The following is a 19,560-nucleotide window of genomic DNA, read 5'->3' on the forward strand; positions in this document are numbered from 1 at the left end:
AAGGTCTCCCTGCAGGCGGAAGATGACCCCGGACGACGAAGCCACTCAGGCATCGGACCAACGCAGACGCTAACGGCTGCAGGTGCATCCGAAAGACGCGTCCCCTGCTTGCTGGGCGCTGAGTTTGCCGCAGGTGAGGCACCGTGTCAGATGCGGATCTCCTTCCAGCGATGGGGCCGTCAAGGGTTGGATGTACTCCAGCCCGCTCGCCGTGGCGATGGCTTGCACTTCGCTGATATCCACCGGTCGGTAATCGCGCCAACCTTTGCCCATCTCCCTGACCTCAGCGCCCCACTGGCGCCAGTAGCAGGCCCGACAGACGAGCTCCTGCTCGCCTCTCTTCTGCAGGACATACTCAAATCGGTAGTGAGCTTGAACCCCGCACTTGAGGCAGCGGGTGAGCATGTAGCTCCGCGGGTGCGTGAACGCGTCAACACGTTCCAGCCCGCCTTCGAGCACGATCTGGGTGATGTGTTCGACACACCAGGTGGGCCGGCTGTTCGTGCGGAAGGCCGCACTACAGGCGCAGCCAGGGGCCGAACATGACTGAGTGGTGGAGCTCGGTGGAAGGGCGAGTGGTCGTGGCACCTTCGCTTGAGCCGGCTCAGTCGCCGGAGAGGAAGCTCCAGGCTCCGCGGCCGTGAGCACATCTTCGAGTCCCTGGCTGGTCAGGTCTCCACCATCCAGAACGCGCAGGAAGTCGTACTCGGTCATCAGCTCGATGTCTTGACCGGCATCCTGCAGCTCGAATGCGCGGCGAGCCTTGGCTGAGAAGTTCGCGCCCGGCCGCAAGTTGGCAGGGTTGAAGTCGCCAATGACCAGGACGTTCGTGTGCTTGGTGGAGGTCTTCGCGGGGAGGCCACCGTTGCGGGTGACCTCGTCCCAAGCCAGTTGTCTCGTCATCGACATCAACTTCCCCGTGAAGACCACGACGCGACCGTACAGATAGCCATCGGGGTCCGCGTCGGGGTTGGCTTCGGCCGCGACGAGGCTGTCCTGGCCGGAGCGACTAATTGAGACGGAGCCCTGATACTGACCCGCCGCCATAGTGCCCACCCGGATGTGGTGAGCCCCAGCGAGCTCCTCGAGGGTCTCCGCCCCCGCTCGGCGCGCTAATTCGATGACGATGTGCACGACGGTGGCCGCGTCAGCCAGAGCATTGTGGTGATTCTCGAGGCGGAAACCGACTGACTCCGCGACGAACGGCAACGTGTAGGAAGGCAGGGACAACGCCTTGCGGGAGATCACCAACGAGCACAGGAAGTGCAGCTCTGGCCATTCGATTCCGTCGGCCATGCAGGCGTACCTGATGACGCCGATGTCGAAGCCGGCGTTGTGGGCCACGACGATGTCGTCACCGATGAACTCGACCAGCCAGGCCAGTACCTGCCGCCACGTTGGGGCATCTCGTACGTCGTCAGCAGTGATGCCGTGGATGCTGGTGTTGAAGGCCGAGAAGTGGGACGCCGCTTCGGGAGGGCGAACGAACACATGGTGCTGAGCGACCACCTGGCCGTCGCGAATCTTCACTACCCCGACAGCGCAGGGCGACCCCTGAAACGAGTTCGCCGTTTCGAAGTCGATGGCTGTGAAGTCAAGCATCGGAGGTCCTGCCCGTTTCACGCAGTTCAGGCGGAATCACAGCGAAGATCTCAGCGCTGATCGTGTCCTCCAGAGCCTGCGTCTTTCCTGCAGCCTGCAGCGCCATGACCTTCCGGTGGCGTACGGACTCTGTTGCCAGCCAGAAGGACCACGCTTTGATGAGGCCGTTGGCCCAAGCGACCGTTCGCTGGGGCAGCTCCGGCGCATCAGTTGGAAGAGAGACCAGCTGTTCGCTGGGTGCCGCATCCAAAGTCACGTCGAATGGCACATCAGGCAGTCGAAGGGTCCGCCACTGACGCCGACACACTGTGCGTAGCTCCAAACCCGCGATCGACATTCGATCGATCACCTGAGTCACGTCGACGCCTGCCGGAAGCGATTCAGGGTGGCCGCCCGGGGCCCGAAGGACGATGCGGTCGCCCGTCAGGAGATCCAGGGTGTCTGTGTCTGATCGATCCGTAACTACAGCGTTCGTGCTGCCAGCACGATTCTGCTCCGTGCGACCCACCAGCCAGACGGCTACGCGGTCGTCCTGCGCATCAACCACTGCGAACCCAAGCATGTTCTTGCCCTCCGTCAGACACCCCAAGCCTGACGTCAACATAGCGCTCGACTACGACAATGATCCGGCTCCTCGGCCGGAGCTTCGCCAGAGTGCAGAGCGCGCTACTTGCGTTTCGGTCCTTGACGGAAGAGCCACAGCTCAATCTCATCGCCCCCAACTTCTCGACCGACCGCGTCGCTTGCCTCCGCAGCCCACCTCGTGAGGAGGTCGCAGTACCGCTCATACGTGGCAGTCGGCCAATTGCCGCCAGTTCGCAGCGACCACCACCCGTGGTGGTCGCGCAGGGCGCCGGCCACTCGGTCATCAAGGATGAGTGCCCGGTGACCGCTCGCACCGCCCCCGGCGAAATAGAGGACCTTGGTCAGGAAAGCGGGCCCCAGCCAGGGGATAGCGTTCCTGCCCTTGGGCCGTAGGACTTCGTATCCAGCGACGGGGTTGACCCGAGCCGCGGCGCAGGCTCGCCGCAGCACGTCTGCGGCCTCGGGCATGAGTTCGGCCACGGACATCAACCGGCGCCGGTTGTTGCGGCCTCGAGATCCCCATGCGAGGACGTGCCACAGGAACCTCAAGACGTCTTGATCGGAAGTCGCCTCATTCATGGCACCTCCGAGGCTGAAGACAGACCCCCGTGAGAGCGTTTGCTCGCGATCAGAGTCAGGAGCCACAGGCCCGCCGGGCAGTCCGTACTGCGCCAGAGCGGCCTGCCACCATGCCGAGTTGACTGGCACAGCGTGGACATACACGGACTGCACACGTATTGGTGCCAGGTCGGTGGCGATCCCTGCCGGGAGACTGAGATCCGAGAGGTCGGTCATTCTGCGGCGAGGTTCTGGCGTGCCGATCACGTTGTGCCAGAGGCCTCCACCGGCATGGAAGAACTCGGTTCCGACTTGGTCGCGGTGGGCTCCTCGGTGGCGACGGTCCAATGCGCACTGGGTCTGGGGGTAGAGGTTTGAGTAAGCGGCGCACATCCCGGGCCTCCCTCGATTCACGAGCACCTCATAGGCAGACCCTTTCGCACTGCGTGACCGGCCGCAAGAGTGCGCCTCGTCGAAGGGGGGTTGAGGCGGAGCCCTTGCATGTCGGTCGAATACCGGTAACGTTTCGCGCGTCATCCATTGATCTCCGAGACGCAACAACTGAATGGTCGCTGGGGTGCACCAACCACCCACATACAGCTATGGGACTTACCAACCCCTCCGCGCGTCTAGCCAACGCGTGTGCGCCTGACCAGCGCGACCGGGCCTTCATGCTCGCGAGAGGAGAGTCCCCTTGCCCGATCATCCAGTTCACCGTCCAACGCTCGCCGCTCATCGCGGGCGTCCCAGGATCTCACCAGAGTCCTCCGCGTCCACCGTGCGCGTCGAGGTCCGCCTCCCACGCGACGTAGCAGCGGACATCTATGCCGTCGCCGACCGCGAGAACGTCACGGTGAGTCGCGCGGTGGCCGACGCCTGGCGTCAAGGCATGGCGCGAGGTGACGGCATGTAGCCGGCCCGGGCGAATCGTCTGGAGCCCATTCCCCCCAGACATGCGAAAAGCCGGGTGGCCACCCGGCTGACGCATCGAAGCGCGAAGCGAATCGCGCCGTCAAACCCAACTCGACCCTTGGAGGTCTACGCATGCCATCTTGGCGACCCCTTCCATACCTGTCAACAGCACCAGTCGGCGTCTCACGGGGCGGTGAGTCCTCGTGACGGCTTCGGCGAAGGCGTCACACCGGCTGGGCAGCAGAGTCGACTACCTACCGCGGGCTCAGGGCCCTTCAGCTGATTGGGCAGAGGTCCGGCTAACAGCAGACGGTGAACGTCTCGAAGAGGTGGTCCGGCACACGCGGGTGACTATCCGTCGGCGGTCCGGCGGGATGGACGGCAGCCGGGTCGAGGACCTGTCCCTCGACGAGGCCGCGGCCTTGACTCCCGACTCCCTTCTAGAAGTGCGCCGGCCGGTCTCCTACAAGGGGATGCGCAACTACATCGGACGAATGGCACTTCCGTCCCAGGCATACCAAGCGCACGCCGGTTGGTTCGAATCCAGGAACGAGCAGGAGCATTATCGCGAGCTGCTCATACGGCAGGCGGTCATGCAGATGGCTACGCAGCCCCTTCGGCTGGCGTGGGCGTTCCCTTCAGGTGTGCGCACCCATGTCCCGGACGCCTTCCATCTGACTGTCGACGGACGCATCACCCTGGTCGACGTCACTCGCCGTAGGCGGCTGGAAACGCCTGAAGCCGTAGCGATCTTCCTGCTCGCCCAAGCGACAGCTGGCGCCTTGGGCTGGCGATACGAGCTGCGCGACGAACTGTCGCCTCAGCACCAACGCAATGTCTCCCTCGTCTACTCACACCGCCACACCACGCCATCAACACACACGTGGAGGGCAGCCGTGAAGGGGATGCCCGCCACCCAACAGGTGCTGCAAGCGGCCCAGGCCTTGGGCGTCGGCGCGTCCCCCAACTACGCCGCGGTCTGGCACCTCGCGGCCACTCGCCACCTCTTCATCGATCTCACCCGAGCACTCACACCCGACGCGGTCGTCCGCCGCCGCCCCCTCTCGACCAGGAGCAACCCATGCCTCATCAGTCTGTGAACGATCAGCCAGGACCAGCCGGGTCGAGCGAATCCACACCAGCGCGCCTGCACAAGGTCGCGCCGGGAGCCCTCGTCACGTACGAAAAGAAGACCGTCCGCATCGTCAGTTTCGAGCGTGGGCCCGCCGGAAGGCTGGAAGCCCTGATCGATAACGGGTCAGGTCTCCAACGGGTCCCCATCGCTTCCTTGTTCGCGGCCATCGCGGACCTGGAACCGGCGACACCCGACGCCGAGACCGAGGCGGAGTTCCAGTCACCGCTCCTGGCTGAGCTCCCCGACGAGGAGCGCAAGCGGATCGAGACTCGCTACCGCGACCTGAAGCAGGCTGCCACCGGCAGCCGCCACGGCACCCCGGAGGCGGACCGCGCGCGGGGAGTGCTCTCGCCCACCTACGACCCGCTAGTGCACAACAAGGGCGAACGATGGAGGGCGAAGTCCGAAGAGCTAAAGGCGCGGGGCGAGTCCGCCACCTCGGTCCCGCAACTTCGACGCCAACTCGACGCCGTCGACCTCAACGGAATCGAAGCGCTGATCCACGGCAACAAGAAGGCCCGCAAGCATCAACTGGCTGGTGCCGACGAAGAGGTGATCGCGGTGCTAACCGAGTTCCTCCACGCGCAACCCGGTCGAGCCCGCACGAGCAACAAGGCACTCCTGGTGCTCGGCAAGGCGGCGCTGGCTCAGGCTGGTGTCGGCCAGGAGCTGACCGACTACAAGCTGCGCATCATCATCGGCGAACTCTCCCGGGCCCTCGACCTCCATCACGAGGCCAAAGGCCGAGAACGCGTGGCGCTGAAGCCCGACGTCGTCTACGGCCGACGGCTCGTCTCGCGACCCGGTGAGATCGTCCAGATCGACGCAACGACCACCAACATCCACGTCTTTGACCCCCGACTCGGCTGGATCCGCTCGACAATCCTCACCGCCATCGACGTCTTCACCCGCTGCGTCCTCGCCCTTCGGGTCATCACCGGATCAGCGACCACCCGGGACGTGACCATGCTTCTGTGGGACATCGGCCGACCAACTGTGACTCGATCCGGCTACCCCTACGAACTCATCCACCACCACGGGATGCCTCGCCTGATCGCCGTCAATCACGACCCCGATGAGCCGGCCGACTCGAACCACATCGACATCTTGGGAACCAAGCCGGCGCTCATCCCCAGCGCGATCGTTGTCGATCACGGGCGTGAGTTCGACTCGGAACACTTGATGTCCGCCTGCGCCCGCATCGACGTGGACGTGATCTTCTGCCCGCCCCGAGCGGCCCATGCGAAGGGAGTGGTCGAGTCCCTCCACAACGGTTGGCGCGAGGTCCAGTCCCTCTTGACCGCGTACAAGGGCGCCAACGTCAACAACCATCCCAAGGGCGTCGAGGACCTCGCCACGCTGACAGCTCAAGACCTACGCGACGCCCTATGGGAGTACGTGCTGGAGATCTACCACTGGCGCGAACACCAAGGACTCGCCGACCTCCACAACTCCCAGACGCCCCTGTGCCCAGCCGGTGTCTTCGAGGCCTACCTTGAATCAGGAGGCGAGGTCACCGTCCCGACGGACCCCTTCCGGCTCATCCAGCTGCTGTCCTCGAAGAAGTGCCTGGTCCAGCCCTACGGGATCAACATCAACGGACGCGTCTACAACAACGCAACGTTGGTCTCCCTTCGTCAACACCTCGCACGAGGGGTGGGCACGCCGGCCACGCCCCTCCTGGTCTTCTACGACCGCTGGGACATCAGCCGGGTCTACACGCGGCATCCGGTCACTGGGGAGTGGCTGTGCATCCCACGAGCCGGCGAATCACCGCACGCTCTTATGCCCTGCAGCGACGCCTTCGACACAGCCATCCGCAAGCAACTCATCCGTGGTGACTCCCGTCCCCTGAACGCCACAGACCTCACCAACGCCAGCGCCGAGTTCGTCAACCGTTGGGCACCCGAGAAGTTCACCGACCGCAACGAAGCCCGAATCTTGGCCCTCGAAGCCGGCCGCGCCCACGACTACGCGCACGACCTCGCCGACGCCAGCCCCGAGTTCCGCGAGCTCGCCTTCGGGAACAGCAACGACCGGGAGACCCTCCCAGGAGAAATCGTCCAGACCACGGCCGACAGCGACGACATCCTCGACTCCGACCTGGCCGACCAGGACGAAGAGATCGACCTCGACAACCTCGACGACTACTCCCCCGACAACGCCATCCTCGGCCGCAAGGAGGCCTCGTGAGCACCTTCCACGCCGACGACCCCTCGACCTGGCCGGCACACATCGAGTGGCTCCAGAAGCGCGCAAAACCCCGCAGCGGCGAGCCCCTCGACGCGTACGTGGAATGGAACCTCGGCATCGGCCCCCTCGTCACGGACGACACGAAGAACGTCGAGAGTGCCATTGCCCGAGCGCAACACCGCAGCCGCCGCGCACCGTTGGGTGGCCGCGACGTGGTCATCATCGACGGTTCACCTCTGGCCGGGAAGACCTTCGCCGCACTGTCCGTCGCTCTGAAGCAGACCGCGAAGGCGCAGACAGAACCACCACCCCACCCCACCTGCGTGCACCCAAGACCTTGGGCCTATGCAGAAGTACGGCGCCAGACGGGCGCCGCTGGCGTAGCTCGATCTCTGGCTCAGAGTGTCGGAGCGCTCGTGGATTCGAAACGCCCGTCGCTGGCCGACTGCATCTCCGCCATCCGCCACATGACGCCCAAGGTCGGGTTCCAGGGGTACATCGTCGACGACGTGCACGGCATGCTCGGCGCTGGGTCGAAGGATTCAACAGCGCTGGCCACGGGTCTGAAGAGCCTGATCACTGGCATCCCCGTTCCCGCTGTCATCATCGGGGCCGACCTGAAGCGGGACGGCATCTTCCAAGGCACCGCCGGCGAACAGGTACGCCTATCCGCTCACGACTGGGTGATGTGCGGCGACTGGAAGACCCCAGACGGTAAGTCCACGACGGGATGGGAACGGCTTCTACGGGAGCTCAAGCACCACCTGGCCCTACCCGGGGGCGCGAAACAGTTCCGCCTGACGCATGGAGCGCTCCACGCGCTGGTCGAAGGGTCCCTCGGGCGCCCCGGCCTCGCGATCAGGTGGGTGACCTCGGCAGCGAACTACGCCATCGCGAACGAGGCCACCCTCGACCACGACGCACTGACAACGACCTACTCAGAGATCGACCCCGCACGGGCGACCCTGTCCATGGAGGTCAGGGCATGACCCCGCTACCTCTGCGTGTCGCCCCGCACCCGAACGAGGCGTGGCACGGATACCTCGCCCGCACTGCAGCCCAGTACGACGCGACCGTTGCCAGGCTGGCCGACCATATCCGGCTTCGGCGCGACGGCCGGTGGCCGGGCTACCACGGTGTCCTCCTCGACGCGCAGACCGCCTCGGCGACCGCCGAGGAGCTCAACCTCGAGGCGACGGAGGTCCTGCAAATGCAGCTGGCCAGCCTCGACCAGTCAGCGTTCGACTTGACCGGGCTAGACATCCCTCAGAGACATCAAATGGCCGCGACCCAGCGAGTGACGAACCAAGGGTGGGTCTTCCTCGCCGGCGGTCGCTACTGCGCGACCTGCCTGCGAACTGACGGCGTATGGCGCCTGGAGTGGCGGATCCCGTGGATCACCACGTGCACCCTTCACGGGTGCTGGCTGGAGCACCGATGCCCCCGCTGTGAAGGGGTCATTGGCCGGTACAACGGCCTCAACGCAACTGCCCCTTCCCGAGCGGCCACCCGGATCGGTTCACGTTTCTGCGACCTCCCCTTCGGCCACGGGACCTGTGGGGCCGACCTTGCGGAAGGAGACATGAGGCCATGCCCTCCGGAGGCAACCGAGTCCACGAGGAACTTCCGCACGACTATCGGTTCGCAGGTCGGCGTCGTCGCAGGCAAGCAACAAAGCAGTCTGAAGACGCTGCAGGCGTGGCAGGCAGCCATCGGCATATCCATCTCGCTCGGACGCAGCCGCACCACCACAGCGCTTCGAAACCACCGATGGACATCGCCACCACGCGATGCCCTGGAGGTTCACCAGCTCGTCATGGACGTCGCACCCTTCGTGAAGGCCGAGTCCGTCGACCAGGCAGCTGACGAACTCCTCGAGTGGTGTCGTACCGCCGGTATCCCCAGTCCGCACCGAGACACCTTCGCACGAGCCACGCGGCCAGCCTCTGCCCTGACACCCGTGACGACTACCGCCCTCGCTCGCGTAGGTAGGGTCCACATCCGCCTAGCCCGACAGCGCGTACATGACCAGCAGACGCTGCCACTGCTCCCATGGGCTCCCGACGATGTGCCGCAACTGGCGTGGCCCTGCACGCTCCCACCGAAGTGGCGGACGAGCACTCGCCCCGACCAGCTCATCCTCCGCGCCGTCCTCGCAATGCTGCTCGTCCGCATGCACAGCGGCGCCACCTGGGCCGACTCCGGGGCCACGTTGGGCATCCCGCCGGACAAGGCCCGCAACTGGACCCGCTACTGCTTCTCCGCGCGGTTCCACCACCTCAAGGACGACCTGATCAACGCCGCACAGAGCACGGCCGATGTGCTCCCACACCAGCCCACACGGGCAGCGTGGCACCGCAGACCGGATGTCACCGACGACTTCGGCACCTGCTCCCTCAAGCAGGCCCAGGCACCCCGGTGCCGCAATGACGACCCCACCGCCACGTGGTGCCCCTGCACATCGGAGTCGCGTCCATGAACCCAGACCTGAACGAGAACGTCACACCCCTTGCACTGCGCGTCGCCCCTTTCAAAGGGGAGGCTTGGCCCGCTTACCTCGAACGAACGGGCGATGAGTACCAGTGCCACCCAGCAACCCTCGTCGAGCCCATTAGCCGCCGCTGGGCCAACCGGTTACATCGCGGCCGCACCGCGTGCACGTCCGGGGTCTCCATGACCCAGCCCGTGGCGGCGGCGGTGGCCAAGCGGCTCAACCTCTGTCACACCGAAGTGCTGGCCATGCAGTTGTCAGCCCACCAGGGCATCACCCTCAGCCTCGACGAGGGCACCATCGCCCTCTTCGACCCGGTCGTCGGAACAGCAAAGGCCCGTGACGTAGGCAGTGTCGGGTGGGTTGCCCACCCCAGATCGCGGCGGTGGTGCCCTCGCTGCGACCGAGAGCGACCAGACGTCGACCTGCTCGTCTGGCGCTACCCCTGGGTGACCGTATGCCTTCAGCACGAAGCCCTACTCCGCCCCTGCGCCAAGGGTGACTCCGAGAACGCCACCTCGTTTGACTGGCAAGGTCTGGTCGACACTCAGGCCGACCTCGAGGCCATTCTGGCGGGCAGACGGTCCTTCCAACGGCTGTCCGTCCGGGACGGCTTCACCGAACTGCTGGCTGCCACCGCCGTGCTCGCAAGCCGAAGGGGAACCTCAGCGCTCGAGCCAACGGACATCTGGCAGCCCAGCTTCATGGCCAAACTCCTGCCCGACGCCTTCACCGCCGTCGAGACGGCGATCGATGAGTGGCCACACGCTCTCGACGACCTGGTCCGTGGCAGGCACAAGGGCGCCTACCTCAACCATGTACTGCAAAAGTTCGGTGCAACCAGTCCTTTCGGGCTGCGCTCGGACCTCACGCGCTACGTCTCGGAGCCGGGCCACTTCCTCGACCCATGGGCGCGCGACATCCGCATCCCCAGCGAGCACCAACCTCTCGTGACCCCGCGGACCAGAGCCGCTGCCATGACCTCTCTTCCCCGCATGATCCCCAAGCACCTGGCAGTACCGACCCTGACGGACTTCACGCCTTGGCTAACCACCCGCGACGTCCAGATCGCTGCCGCTCAGGCTGCGTTCATGCTGGCCACGGGAGGGAACCTCAAAGAGGCCTGCGATCATCTGAACTGGCCCGGGACCCGGCAGGTCCCGCTACGGCGACTGTGGTGGCATCTTGAGTCAACGGGCCAATTCGGGGAATACCTCGACGCATTACAGCGAGCCTCGCGCTCCCTCTTAAGCGACCGGCGGTCGACTGAAGCCGACCAGGCATCCCCGACTGAGTAGCGCTCGACCGGCTACCTGACAAATGTCGTTCGCGAGGAGCCACGGGACCCCAGAAGCGAGTTGAATGGCACCAGATAGTCGGAAGAAGGCCGGACACCAACCTTGGGGGGCAAGCCGTGGCTCCAAAGCGGAAGCGAGGGGCACCCTCAGGTCAGACGCGGTCGAGGAGCCCGCGGCGTCCTGCGCGCAAAGAACAACCGAACGGAGCAGCCACTCAAACGACGCTTGACCGTCGGCGCGCCATGGACCCCCAGAATCTCTGGGACGACCTCCGACAGGGCTCACGCAACGTCGCGGGCGTGACGTGGCAGGTCGACGTATGCGTGTACATGCTGATCGCCGGCCACGCTGGTGAGCTGCCCTTCGTCTGTATCACTCCAGAGGGCTATGAGGATGCCGACTGCGAGCACGCGAACGGCGCCCAGACATTCGTGCAGATGAAGGAGGTCAGTGCCGGCCAAGGGCGTCTTGCTGCGGCTGCGGTTGCCATGGCTCTAGCCCATGCGGAAGCAAGTGGGAGAGGTTCCGAGATCACCCTGGTGACCGACGGGACCTTGGGGTCTGGCCTCTCTTTCACTGGCTGGTTTGACGTACTTTCCAGTCAGCAGACTCAGGGCGTCGAAAACGTCGTCAATGCCCTAATCGACCTCAAATATGGCGGTGGCGAGGCCAAAAGCATCGTGTCGCGGGCCCACGTGGTTCAACTGCCGTACCGCGTGAGAGAACTGAGTGAACAACTCCTGGCACAGTCGACAGGACGCCCCGCCACCGTGTGCGGACTTTCTGTGGGCAAGCTGACCGAGCTGATCGCAGATGCTTCGGCAGCTCAGCGCCACAGTAAGCCCCAGGCAGCACGCCGGCTCCGGACGACCGACGTCGATCAGGTTGTCTCCAGCGTCCAAGATGCCGTCGACACGCGCGGACTTGACCGGGCCCAGCAAGCGGGCGTCTGTGAACCCGCCGACTTCCTTGCGCCCGACGCCGTCCCGGCCCGAACGTTCTATCTCGGCATGGACGGCCAGCCTGGCCACGTGGCGGCCAACCTTGATGTCATCCGCCCCATCGAACTCGTCGCTTGTGCAGAGGGCCTGCGCGACGAGCACAGTGTGCTGATTCTTGGCCCGTCCGGTTCTGGCAAATCGGTCCTCCTCTGGCGGGCTGCCCGCGACTTGGTTCCCTCGTCCCGGGTCCTGAGAGTTCGTCGGGTGGCCACCGAGAACGATGCGGTTTCGCTGGGTCGTCACGTACGTCTCATGCGCCCGAGCGAACATAGCCCAGTACTCGTAGTCGCCGACGATCTCGGCCGGCCCGCAACCGCGGCTTGGCCCGACGCTGCTAAGCGGCTGCGAGAAACCCAGCACACTTATCTGCTGGGTGCTGCTCGAGCAGAGGACTTCCATCCAAGCTTGCTGGTTGGTGCAACCCGAGTCGTCCAACCCCACCTCGACCTTGCCACGGCGAGAGAGATTGGATCACGTGCGCAGGACATGGGGATAACTCTGCGTATGGATGTGCAAGAGGCTCTTGCCGAGAGCGAGGGACTACTGATGGAATTCTTGGCTGTCCTCACAACGGGTCAGCGGCTGCGCCAAGTCCTCAGCACCCAAGTAGCCGATCTAGCTCGCCCGGATCGGCGGTTGCAGCGAGACGCGGCGCGGCTACTTACAGCTGCCCATGCGCTCGGACTCTCCCTTGACTCCAACCGCCTAGCAGCAGCTCTAGCCCCTACAGGCGATGAGGCGCCAGTCGGCGATGCCCTTGCCATACTCCGCGACGAGCACATCATTGTTGAGGACCTGGGAACCTGGCGCGGCCTCCACGAACTTCGTTCGGCCACCATCACCGAGCTCTTGCATGAGAGCCCTCCGCCCACCCTGGGCGCTACGTGGGCGCGTGTAGCCGCCCTACTCAAGCCGGGCGAGGCCGGCTGGATCCTGAGGCGAGCAGCCGAGCGGGACGCGGCTAGCGTCCCTGAACTAATCCCTGCCATTGGCCGCCTCATCACAGCCCCAGAACGCACCGCAGTTGAGGTGGCGAGAGTTCTAGAGGGCGCAGAACGCGCTGACAATGCCATCTACGCTCAAGCTTCGATCCCCGTCCTTCGCTCGAACCTCCGACCGGGGGTCCAACTGTCCGACCTCGCCATGCTGGTTTACCCCACGCGGAACCAAGAGTTCACACTGGAGCCCTCCTCTTCTGAGGCATGGCGCACCATGATCAACAGGGTGAAGGACGTCGCGGCCCAGATGCCGCTCCGCGTTAACTTCGATAACACCTTGGCGGAGACCTGCGCGGCCCTGACGGACGGTGTCGTCGCGCGACTCCTGAGTGATTCCGACATCGTCGACATAGTTCGCCTGCTCGAAGCAGGGCGTGAATACCTGAGGGTGCCCTTGCCAGCGATCCGCACTCTTACTCAGAGGGTAGAGAGGCCACACGACGTGCGCACTGCGTTGGTGTACTCACGGCTGGTTTCTGCCTTGGCTCGCCATATCCCACCCAGCGAAATCGAGTCCGTGCTGGGCTCGCCCAACCAGCGGGCGCTAGCCGTCGCCCAGGCTGATCCGTGGACTCTTGCCGTCGAGGTCGATGCGGCCGGCGGCAAGATCCAAGTGCAACGGTTACTTCCTTTCGATGGGGCACTGCCTCCAGTGATGGACTGGGATTCGCCACGCACAGATCGATCTGAAGCACTCAACGTAGATGTCGTCGCTTGCATCGAACGACTAAAGGACGCATGCCCTGAGATCAGTCAGTTCGAATTGCGAACACTGACCGCGTCTGGCACTCCTTATCGCGTCGCAGATCATGAGCCTGGGCACAAGAACATGCACCGTAAGCGGTTCCCCAACCGCTCCTCCGTTAGGCAGGCCGTTGGCTTTCAGGCTGCACTCCGCCGCGCGACTGAATCTCAAACTTGGACCGAGGTGATTCGAGAGCAGATCGAGGTAGCCAAAGAACTAGTCGATCTCAGCGCCCAAGTACCACTACGACTTAAGCCTCATGACAACAGCGGCCGAAGGACTGCTTGGCTCCAACGCGTTGAGCAGGCGAACCATCGGCTCGCTGACATCAGTCCGCCTCCAATGGGTCGCACAGCGGGGCCTGCGGTAGCCGCAGGCCGACACGATCAAGTGGACCGTCGTCGCGATGCCACCAGCCATGCCCTGTCTATCGCTGCCGACGCGTTGGAGGCGCTATGTCCGGGAGACCAAGCACAGTCGCCGCCCAGACCACTTGCCGTAGCTATGTCTTTGCGGTCGGCGGCCAAGACCCTCGAGGACGCCCTCGGAGAGGGCCGGACCGTTCTTGGACACCTCGGCTCGCCTATCCCCGACGAGCTCATCAAGAACCTCGAGCGATCTGCCAATCTGGCAGCAGCCATCGCCACGGCGCCGAAGGTTTCGGGTCGGATCAGAGCTTCGGAACCCCTCGATTCGTCTGACGAGATCTGGGCTGATGTCGCGAGCCAGACGACCAGCGCGGCGTCAGTTCTGCTCCACCAGCTTCTCCACGATTTCTCTAGCCCCGAAATAGAGCGCGTCCTCGATCCCGACCCTCCAACGTGGTCTCTAGACCAGAAGGCATGGCTAATCACGGCATCCATGGACGATCTCGACCCGCTCGCGGAGCGACTCGACACGTTGTCAGACGACGACCGCAGCGAACTCGCCGGTCGACTCGTTGTACTTGCTGTCGGGCACCGTGGCCCCATTGGCCCCGACCAGGATCAAGGCATGGCTGAGGCGCCCCTCAATTTCGCTGAGCCACACCGCGTCTCACTTGATGTGGGCCTTCAGCTGAGCTACAGCTCTTCTCGTTCACCCATCCCCTTGACGCCCGAGCAAGCAGCCATGTGGGCCACAGCAAGCGGGCTCGCCCGCAATTCGGACGACCCTCTCCCGCCAATCGCTGCGCTGGAAGACCTAATCGTCCGATCAACGAATGCTGCGCTGGTCCGTATGCGCCGGCTGCCCCCGGCACCTGCGCATCCCGTCTCACCCAGCACGTCTGAGGAAGGCCGACCACAGCCGACACGGACGGCAAACGGTCTGACGAACAGCGCCGCCGCTGAAGCGCTTCGCACCCTGGAGTCGCAGGTCGCCGCCGAGGAAGCAGGGACCGCAACAACAGCATTGGCCGCGGTGGTGATCCCAGCCTCGACGGACGACGTCCTCACGAGTGATGAGAGTGTCCTCCTATCGGCAGTCCTTGCTCTTCACTTCGCTCGGTTGAGTCAGCAGAACGGCTTCGGCCAGGACCCCTACTCTTGATGTGATCCAGTCACAACCCCAACCACGCCACCCCAGTTCCCGGAGGCACCTACGGTGCTGGGTGGGCCGCACTCGAGCGACGACCGGCCGGCAGAGATGAAGTAGCGCCTGACAACGAAAAGGGGAGGATTCGTGCATCACAAAGCGAGTGGGGCGACGAGGTATCCCGATGGACCGTGAACGAAGTGAGCGCCGCCGACCCCCCTTCGCGCGCAACTACACCACTTTCGCCAGTGAGATCCGTAGGTACCCGCTAACCCCGCTGCTGCGTGAGCTCTCCGGTCGCGCGTGGGAAGCCGCTAACCGGCGATATTCGACGGACGAGCCCCTCGGCGTCGTCCAGGAGTTCACCATCGCCGGGATCGCGCGAGTTGCGCTGCAGCACGGCACGGACGACCGCTCGTGGCCGCGCAGGATCCCCAGCCTCCAGGTCCTCTGCAGCGCCTACATTGACCTCCCCGAACCCGAAGTGGTTGAGGGCAACCTCGACGTGAGCGCGATTCTCGCCCGAATGGCCCACGAGCAATATCCTGCCCAGAGCATGGGGCCGGAGGCCTTCGGTCGCCTGCACGCCCTGACAGCGGACTACCTGCCTCAAGTGGTCAACGGACCGACGCCGGCGGACTGGCAGAGTCACCTCGGCGTCACGCTTGTCGACTACTGGCGAATCGGTTGGATCATGCTCGTGGCCCTCGGCAGCAACAATGGCGCCATCGGGTGGGCGACCCTGGCCGCTCCCCACGTCGCGCCGCTCTTCTCCCCGCTCAGCGCGGATCAGGTGAGGTCCGTCATCACGCGGCGTTTCGCCCAGTCTGTCCCCGACGCCCAGGCAGAGGCCCGGGCAAATATGTTCCAGCCATCTCCGAAGTGGTCCCAAAGCCCCCTGGAGAGACGGCCCCTTCTCGACGTCGGGGAGGACCTGGTTGGTCCCGCGCCACACTTCCTGATGGGCCAACTCACCCCCACCGGCCTCTACTACCTCGGTCTCGACGTCTTCGGTAAGACCTTCGGCCAGGCGCTCGGAGATGCCTTCGAGAATTACATCGGCGCACAGTTGGACCTTCTTGCGCACGCGCAGGTCCATCGCGAGATCACCTACGGCAAAGACAGCGGGAAGAGCTGCGACTACATCGTCGTCACGGCAGAGTGCGTGATGCTCGTCGAGTGCAAAAGCGGGCGACCCGACCTGGATGCGCGACAGGGGGACTCCTCAACCGCCATGAAGAAGATCGAGAAGGCCAGGGAGCAGCTCGAGACCACGGCCAATCTCATCCGCACTCGTCACCCGAACTTCGCTCATATCCCTCGCGATCGCCCCTTCATCGGGCTTGTCGTCACCCTCGAGCCCCACTACGTCATCGAGACCCTGTCTGAGGACCACCTGATCTCCGAGGTGCTCCCCATCGCCGCCGCCACGTCCAACGACGTCGAACTCCTGACTGCCGCACTGGCCAGGCGTACAGACCTCGGCGAACGACTACGGGACAGGATCTTCGCGCGCCCACCCATGGCTCCACGACCGCCGCGCGTACAGGCAGCGATTGAGGACCTCTTGGAGACGGCACCACGTAATCCCATCGTCGGAGCCGGTTGGGATTCTCTCACTGATCTTCCCGGCATCCAGATCCTCGCGAACCAAGAGCTTGCCTCGAAGACCCTCAACGAGCGCGAACCGGCGGAAACACCAGAGGGGCCCAGCCTTTCGTGACCACCCGAACCACTTGTTGACGAAGATTTGAGCCACGCCAGACGGCGATAACTCGCCTGCATGAGGATGGTGGACACCCTCGCAGCAAAGGTCGACGTCGCCCTCCGGTCAACTCCAACAGGCACGCCCATGGTCAGAATGCTCGATCACGAAGTGATCAGAATCCCCGTGAGGCCCTCCTCCAGTGATCAGATTCCTTCGAACCCGGACACCTACCGCTGCTCGAAGGTGCATCCCACATCGGGATGCGCTGGGTTACCATGGGGTCCATGAGCACCCAGATCGCCGTACGCCTTCCCGACGAGATGGTCGAGTTCCTCGACCGCTCCGTCGCGAGGGGCGAGGCACCCAGCCGCGCAGCACTGGTGACATCTGCGCTGGAGCGAGAGATGCGCCGTCTGGCCGCTGAGCATGACGTTGCCGTCCTCACCGAGCGTGGCACGGCCGACGATCTCGACGTCGTCGTCGAGTGGACCGCTGCCCACGTCGACGTCGGGGACTGAGGGCGTGCGAGAGATCTGCTTGGTGCGTCTGGACAAGACCCGGCCGGCGCTCGTGCTGACGCGTGAGACCGCCCGCGGGGCGATGACCAAGGTGACGATCGCGCCCATCACGACGACGCTCAAGGGACTGTCGAGCGAGGTGCGAGTCGGCCGGGACAACGGCCTCGATGCGGAGTGCGCCGTGGCTCTGGACAACGTGGTCACCGTGCCGGTGGAGCTGCTCGGGCGCACGGTCGGGTATCTCTCGAGCACACAGGAGGCCGAGCTGGCGCGCGCCGTGGTCGTGGCCTACGACCTGGACCTGCCGCTGACAGGATGACGCGCATGCGAGCCGTGGTCATCGACGCCGTCCGAGCCCAGCCCGAGGTCCGGGAGGTGGCTACCCCCTTCGCTCCTGAGGGTGGGGTGGTCGTGCAGGTCATGGCGACCGGGATGTGCCGCAGCGACTGGCACGCGTGGGCCGGCCACGACGACATCGCCTGGCCGCACGTCCCCGGTCACGAGCTGGCCGGGATCGTGACCGAGGTCGGCGCCGGCGTCGAGCGGTGGCGGGTCGGGGACCGGGTCACCGTCCCCTTCGTCTGCGGGTGCGGACGCTGTCAGTGGTGCGCGGCCGGTGAGGCGCAGGTCTGCCCCGACCAGGAGCAGCCCGGCTTCACGCACTGGGGTTCCTTCGCCGAGCAGGTCGCGCTGCACGCGGCCGACACCAACCTCGTGGCGATCCCCGACGGCGTCGACTTCGCGACAGCGGCGAGCCTCGGCTGCCGCTTCGCCACGGCCTACCGTGCACTCGTCGCCCGCGCCCGCCTGACGAAGGGAGAGTGGGTCACCGTCGTCGGGGCCGGCGGCGTCGGGCTGAGCACGGTGATGATCGCCCGGGCGCTCGGTGCTCGGGTCATCGCGGTCGACCGCAACCCAGAGGCCCTAGCTCTCGCAACGGATCTCGGCGCGGAGCAGGTCCTGCTCGCCGACGGACGGGACATCGGGTCGGCCGTCACCGACCTGACGGACGGCGGCAGCCATGTCGCCGTCGACGCCGTGGGCAGCGAGCAGACCTGCGCGGACGCGATCCACAGCCTGCGGCGTCGCGGCCGGCACGTGCAGATCGGGCTGCTACCGCCGGTCGACGGTCACCCGCGGGTCCCGATGGCGCGGGTCATCGGCTGGGAGCTCGACCTGCTCGGCAGCCACGGCATGGCCGCCGTCGACTACCCGGGGATGCTCGCGCTCATCGAGTCCGGCGCCCTCCAGCCGCAGCGACTCGTCGAGCGGACGATCGGGTTGGACGAGGCGGCCACGCTGCTGCCCGTCTTCGACCGGGCGAGCGTCGCGGGGATGACGATCATCGACCCGGCGCGCTGAGCCCCCTTCGCCGGCAACGGATATCGAGGCGACAGGCCGCGCGCACTGCCCTACTGTCGCCGTGGACGAAGGGACACACAATGCGCGCACTGACCTACCTCGTGGCCGCGACACTCGACGGCTTCATCGCAGGACCGGACGGCGGGGACCCGAGCGGCCAGGAGTACTTCCCGATCACGCCGGACCTCGTCGAGTTCCTCGTGGCCACCTACCCGGAGACGCTTCCCGGACCGGCCCGTGAGGCGATGGGACTGACCGAGCCGGGCGCCACCTTCGACACGGTCATCGAGGGCCGGGCCTCCTACGAGCTCGGGCTGGCGGCGGGTCTCGTCGACGCCTACCCGCACCTGCGCCACCTCGTGGTGTCGACCACCCTGACGGACCTCCCCGCACCCGCGATCGAGCTCGTCCGTGGCGACCCGCTCGAGACCGTGCGAGGGCTCAAGGCCGAGGACGGCCTGGGCATCTGGCTCGTCGGCGGCGGCACGCTGGCACACAGCCTGCTGCCCGAGATCGACCGCATCGTCGTCAAGCTCAACCCATGGGTCATCGGTGACGGCATCCCGATGTTTGCCGGGGGCTTCCGACTGACCGGCTTCACGGTGACCGAGACCGTGCCGCTGCCCGGCGGGGTCCAGGTCATCACGCTCGCGCGCCAGCGCTGAACGCTGCCTCCGGTCAGCCGGTCAGGTCGACCCAGGGGCACTCGCGACGAGAGACGGTCGACAGGCGGAGGCTGACTCCGTCATCGGCAGCGAGGCGTTCGAGGACCCGCATCGTGACGTCCAGACGGCCCTCCCAGAGGGGCATGGAGCCAGCGACTGCGACATGACCACGTGCCCGGCGCCCTCTGGGAGGGTCCCTGGATCTGGCTCTTTGCCGCCCCTTGCCGCGCGACGACCGGGGCCCTACTCTCGGCCAAAGCCCTCAGCGTGGAGG

The 19,560-nt window shown here is 65.4% G+C and carries 15 protein-coding genes and 1 pseudogene; 12 read left to right on the top strand and 4 right to left on the bottom strand.

Annotated features, from left to right (window positions below):
• Nucleotides 1-69: 69 nt before the first annotated feature.
• From ASG73_RS00395 to ASG73_RS18590, 3 genes are all read right to left on the bottom strand, one after another.
• A complete protein-coding gene (locus ASG73_RS00395) occupies nucleotides 70-1,602 on the bottom strand; it encodes an exonuclease domain-containing protein (RefSeq protein WP_055989201.1) in 1,533 nt (510 codons plus the stop codon).
• Complete coding sequence (locus tag ASG73_RS00400) at nucleotides 1,595-2,164, bottom strand: hypothetical protein (protein WP_156466070.1); 570 nt, start codon at nucleotides 2,162-2,164, stop codon at nucleotides 1,595-1,597. The genes ASG73_RS00395 and ASG73_RS00400 overlap by 8 nt, the downstream gene beginning before the upstream one ends.
• 104 nt (nucleotides 2,165-2,268) lie before the next feature.
• A complete protein-coding gene (locus tag ASG73_RS18590; RefSeq protein ID WP_442905311.1) occupies nucleotides 2,269-3,282 on the bottom strand; it encodes an 8-oxoguanine DNA glycosylase OGG fold protein in 1,014 nt (337 codons plus the stop codon).
• Nucleotides 3,283-4,031: 749 nt separating this feature from the next.
• On the opposite strand from ASG73_RS18590, the gene ASG73_RS00405 reads away from it, so the two are divergent.
• The 12 genes and pseudogenes from ASG73_RS00405 (at nucleotide 4,032) to ASG73_RS00460 (ending at nucleotide 19,286) form a co-directional block, all read left to right on the top strand.
• A complete protein-coding gene (locus tag ASG73_RS00405; protein WP_156466071.1) occupies nucleotides 4,032-4,757 on the top strand; it encodes a hypothetical protein in 726 nt (241 codons plus the stop codon).
• Between the two features lie 188 nt (nucleotides 4,758-4,945).
• Nucleotides 4,946-6,985 (top strand): Mu transposase C-terminal domain-containing protein, encoded by a 2,040-nt coding sequence (locus ASG73_RS00410; protein ID WP_055989210.1) that lies wholly within the window; start codon nucleotides 4,946-4,948, stop codon nucleotides 6,983-6,985.
• The gene (locus tag ASG73_RS18025) at nucleotides 6,982-7,974 is read left to right on the top strand and encodes a hypothetical protein (RefSeq protein WP_055989214.1); all 993 of its coding nucleotides are present in this window, start codon (nucleotides 6,982-6,984) and stop codon (nucleotides 7,972-7,974) included. The genes ASG73_RS00410 and ASG73_RS18025 overlap by 4 nt, the downstream gene beginning before the upstream one ends.
• Nucleotides 7,971-8,402: pseudogene (locus ASG73_RS18595) on the top strand (TniQ family protein); the annotation flags it as partial. The gene ASG73_RS18025 and the pseudogene ASG73_RS18595, both read left to right, overlap by 4 nt.
• A gap of 741 nt (nucleotides 8,403-9,143) precedes the next feature.
• Nucleotides 9,144-9,464 carry a hypothetical protein gene (locus ASG73_RS18220; RefSeq protein ID WP_235499315.1) on the top strand — a complete coding sequence of 107 codons (321 nt, stop codon included), beginning with the start codon at nucleotides 9,144-9,146 and terminating at the stop codon, nucleotides 9,462-9,464.
• On the top strand, nucleotides 9,461-10,774 hold the full coding sequence (locus ASG73_RS00425; RefSeq protein WP_156466073.1) for a TniQ family protein: 1,314 nt from the start codon (nucleotides 9,461-9,463) through the stop codon (nucleotides 10,772-10,774). Before ASG73_RS18220 ends, ASG73_RS00425 begins: the two co-directional genes overlap by 4 nt.
• A gap of 242 nt (nucleotides 10,775-11,016) precedes the next feature.
• Nucleotides 11,017-15,048, top strand: a complete 4,032-nt coding sequence (locus tag ASG73_RS17725; RefSeq protein ID WP_156466074.1) for a P-loop NTPase — start codon at nucleotides 11,017-11,019, stop codon at nucleotides 15,046-15,048.
• Nucleotides 15,049-15,217: 169 nt separating this feature from the next.
• On the top strand, nucleotides 15,218-16,756 hold the full coding sequence (locus tag ASG73_RS00440; RefSeq protein ID WP_055989228.1) for a hypothetical protein: 1,539 nt from the start codon (nucleotides 15,218-15,220) through the stop codon (nucleotides 16,754-16,756).
• 269 nt (nucleotides 16,757-17,025) lie between these two features.
• Nucleotides 17,026-17,259 (top strand): ribbon-helix-helix domain-containing protein, encoded by a 234-nt coding sequence (locus tag ASG73_RS00445; protein WP_055991222.1) that lies wholly within the window; start codon nucleotides 17,026-17,028, stop codon nucleotides 17,257-17,259.
• Nucleotides 17,260-17,263: 4 nt separating this feature from the next.
• Entirely contained in the window at nucleotides 17,264-17,578 is a 315-nt protein-coding gene (locus tag ASG73_RS00450; protein ID WP_055989230.1) for a type II toxin-antitoxin system PemK/MazF family toxin, read from the top strand.
• A gap of 5 nt (nucleotides 17,579-17,583) precedes the next feature.
• Complete coding sequence (locus tag ASG73_RS00455) at nucleotides 17,584-18,621, top strand: zinc-dependent alcohol dehydrogenase family protein (protein WP_055989232.1); 1,038 nt, start codon at nucleotides 17,584-17,586, stop codon at nucleotides 18,619-18,621.
• A gap of 80 nt (nucleotides 18,622-18,701) precedes the next feature.
• Nucleotides 18,702-19,286 carry a dihydrofolate reductase family protein gene (locus ASG73_RS00460; protein ID WP_055989235.1) on the top strand — a complete coding sequence of 195 codons (585 nt, stop codon included), beginning with the start codon at nucleotides 18,702-18,704 and terminating at the stop codon, nucleotides 19,284-19,286.
• A 13-nt stretch (nucleotides 19,287-19,299) separates the two neighbouring features.
• Here the strand turns inward: ASG73_RS00460 and ASG73_RS18465 are convergent, their stop codons facing one another.
• Nucleotides 19,300-19,431 (bottom strand): hypothetical protein, encoded by a 132-nt coding sequence (locus tag ASG73_RS18465; protein WP_268766347.1) that lies wholly within the window; start codon nucleotides 19,429-19,431, stop codon nucleotides 19,300-19,302.
• Nucleotides 19,432-19,560 lie beyond the last annotated feature (129 nt).

The organism is Janibacter sp. Soil728 (assembly GCF_001428305.1).
Taxonomy (GTDB): Bacteria; Actinomycetota; Actinomycetes; order Actinomycetales; family Dermatophilaceae; genus Janibacter.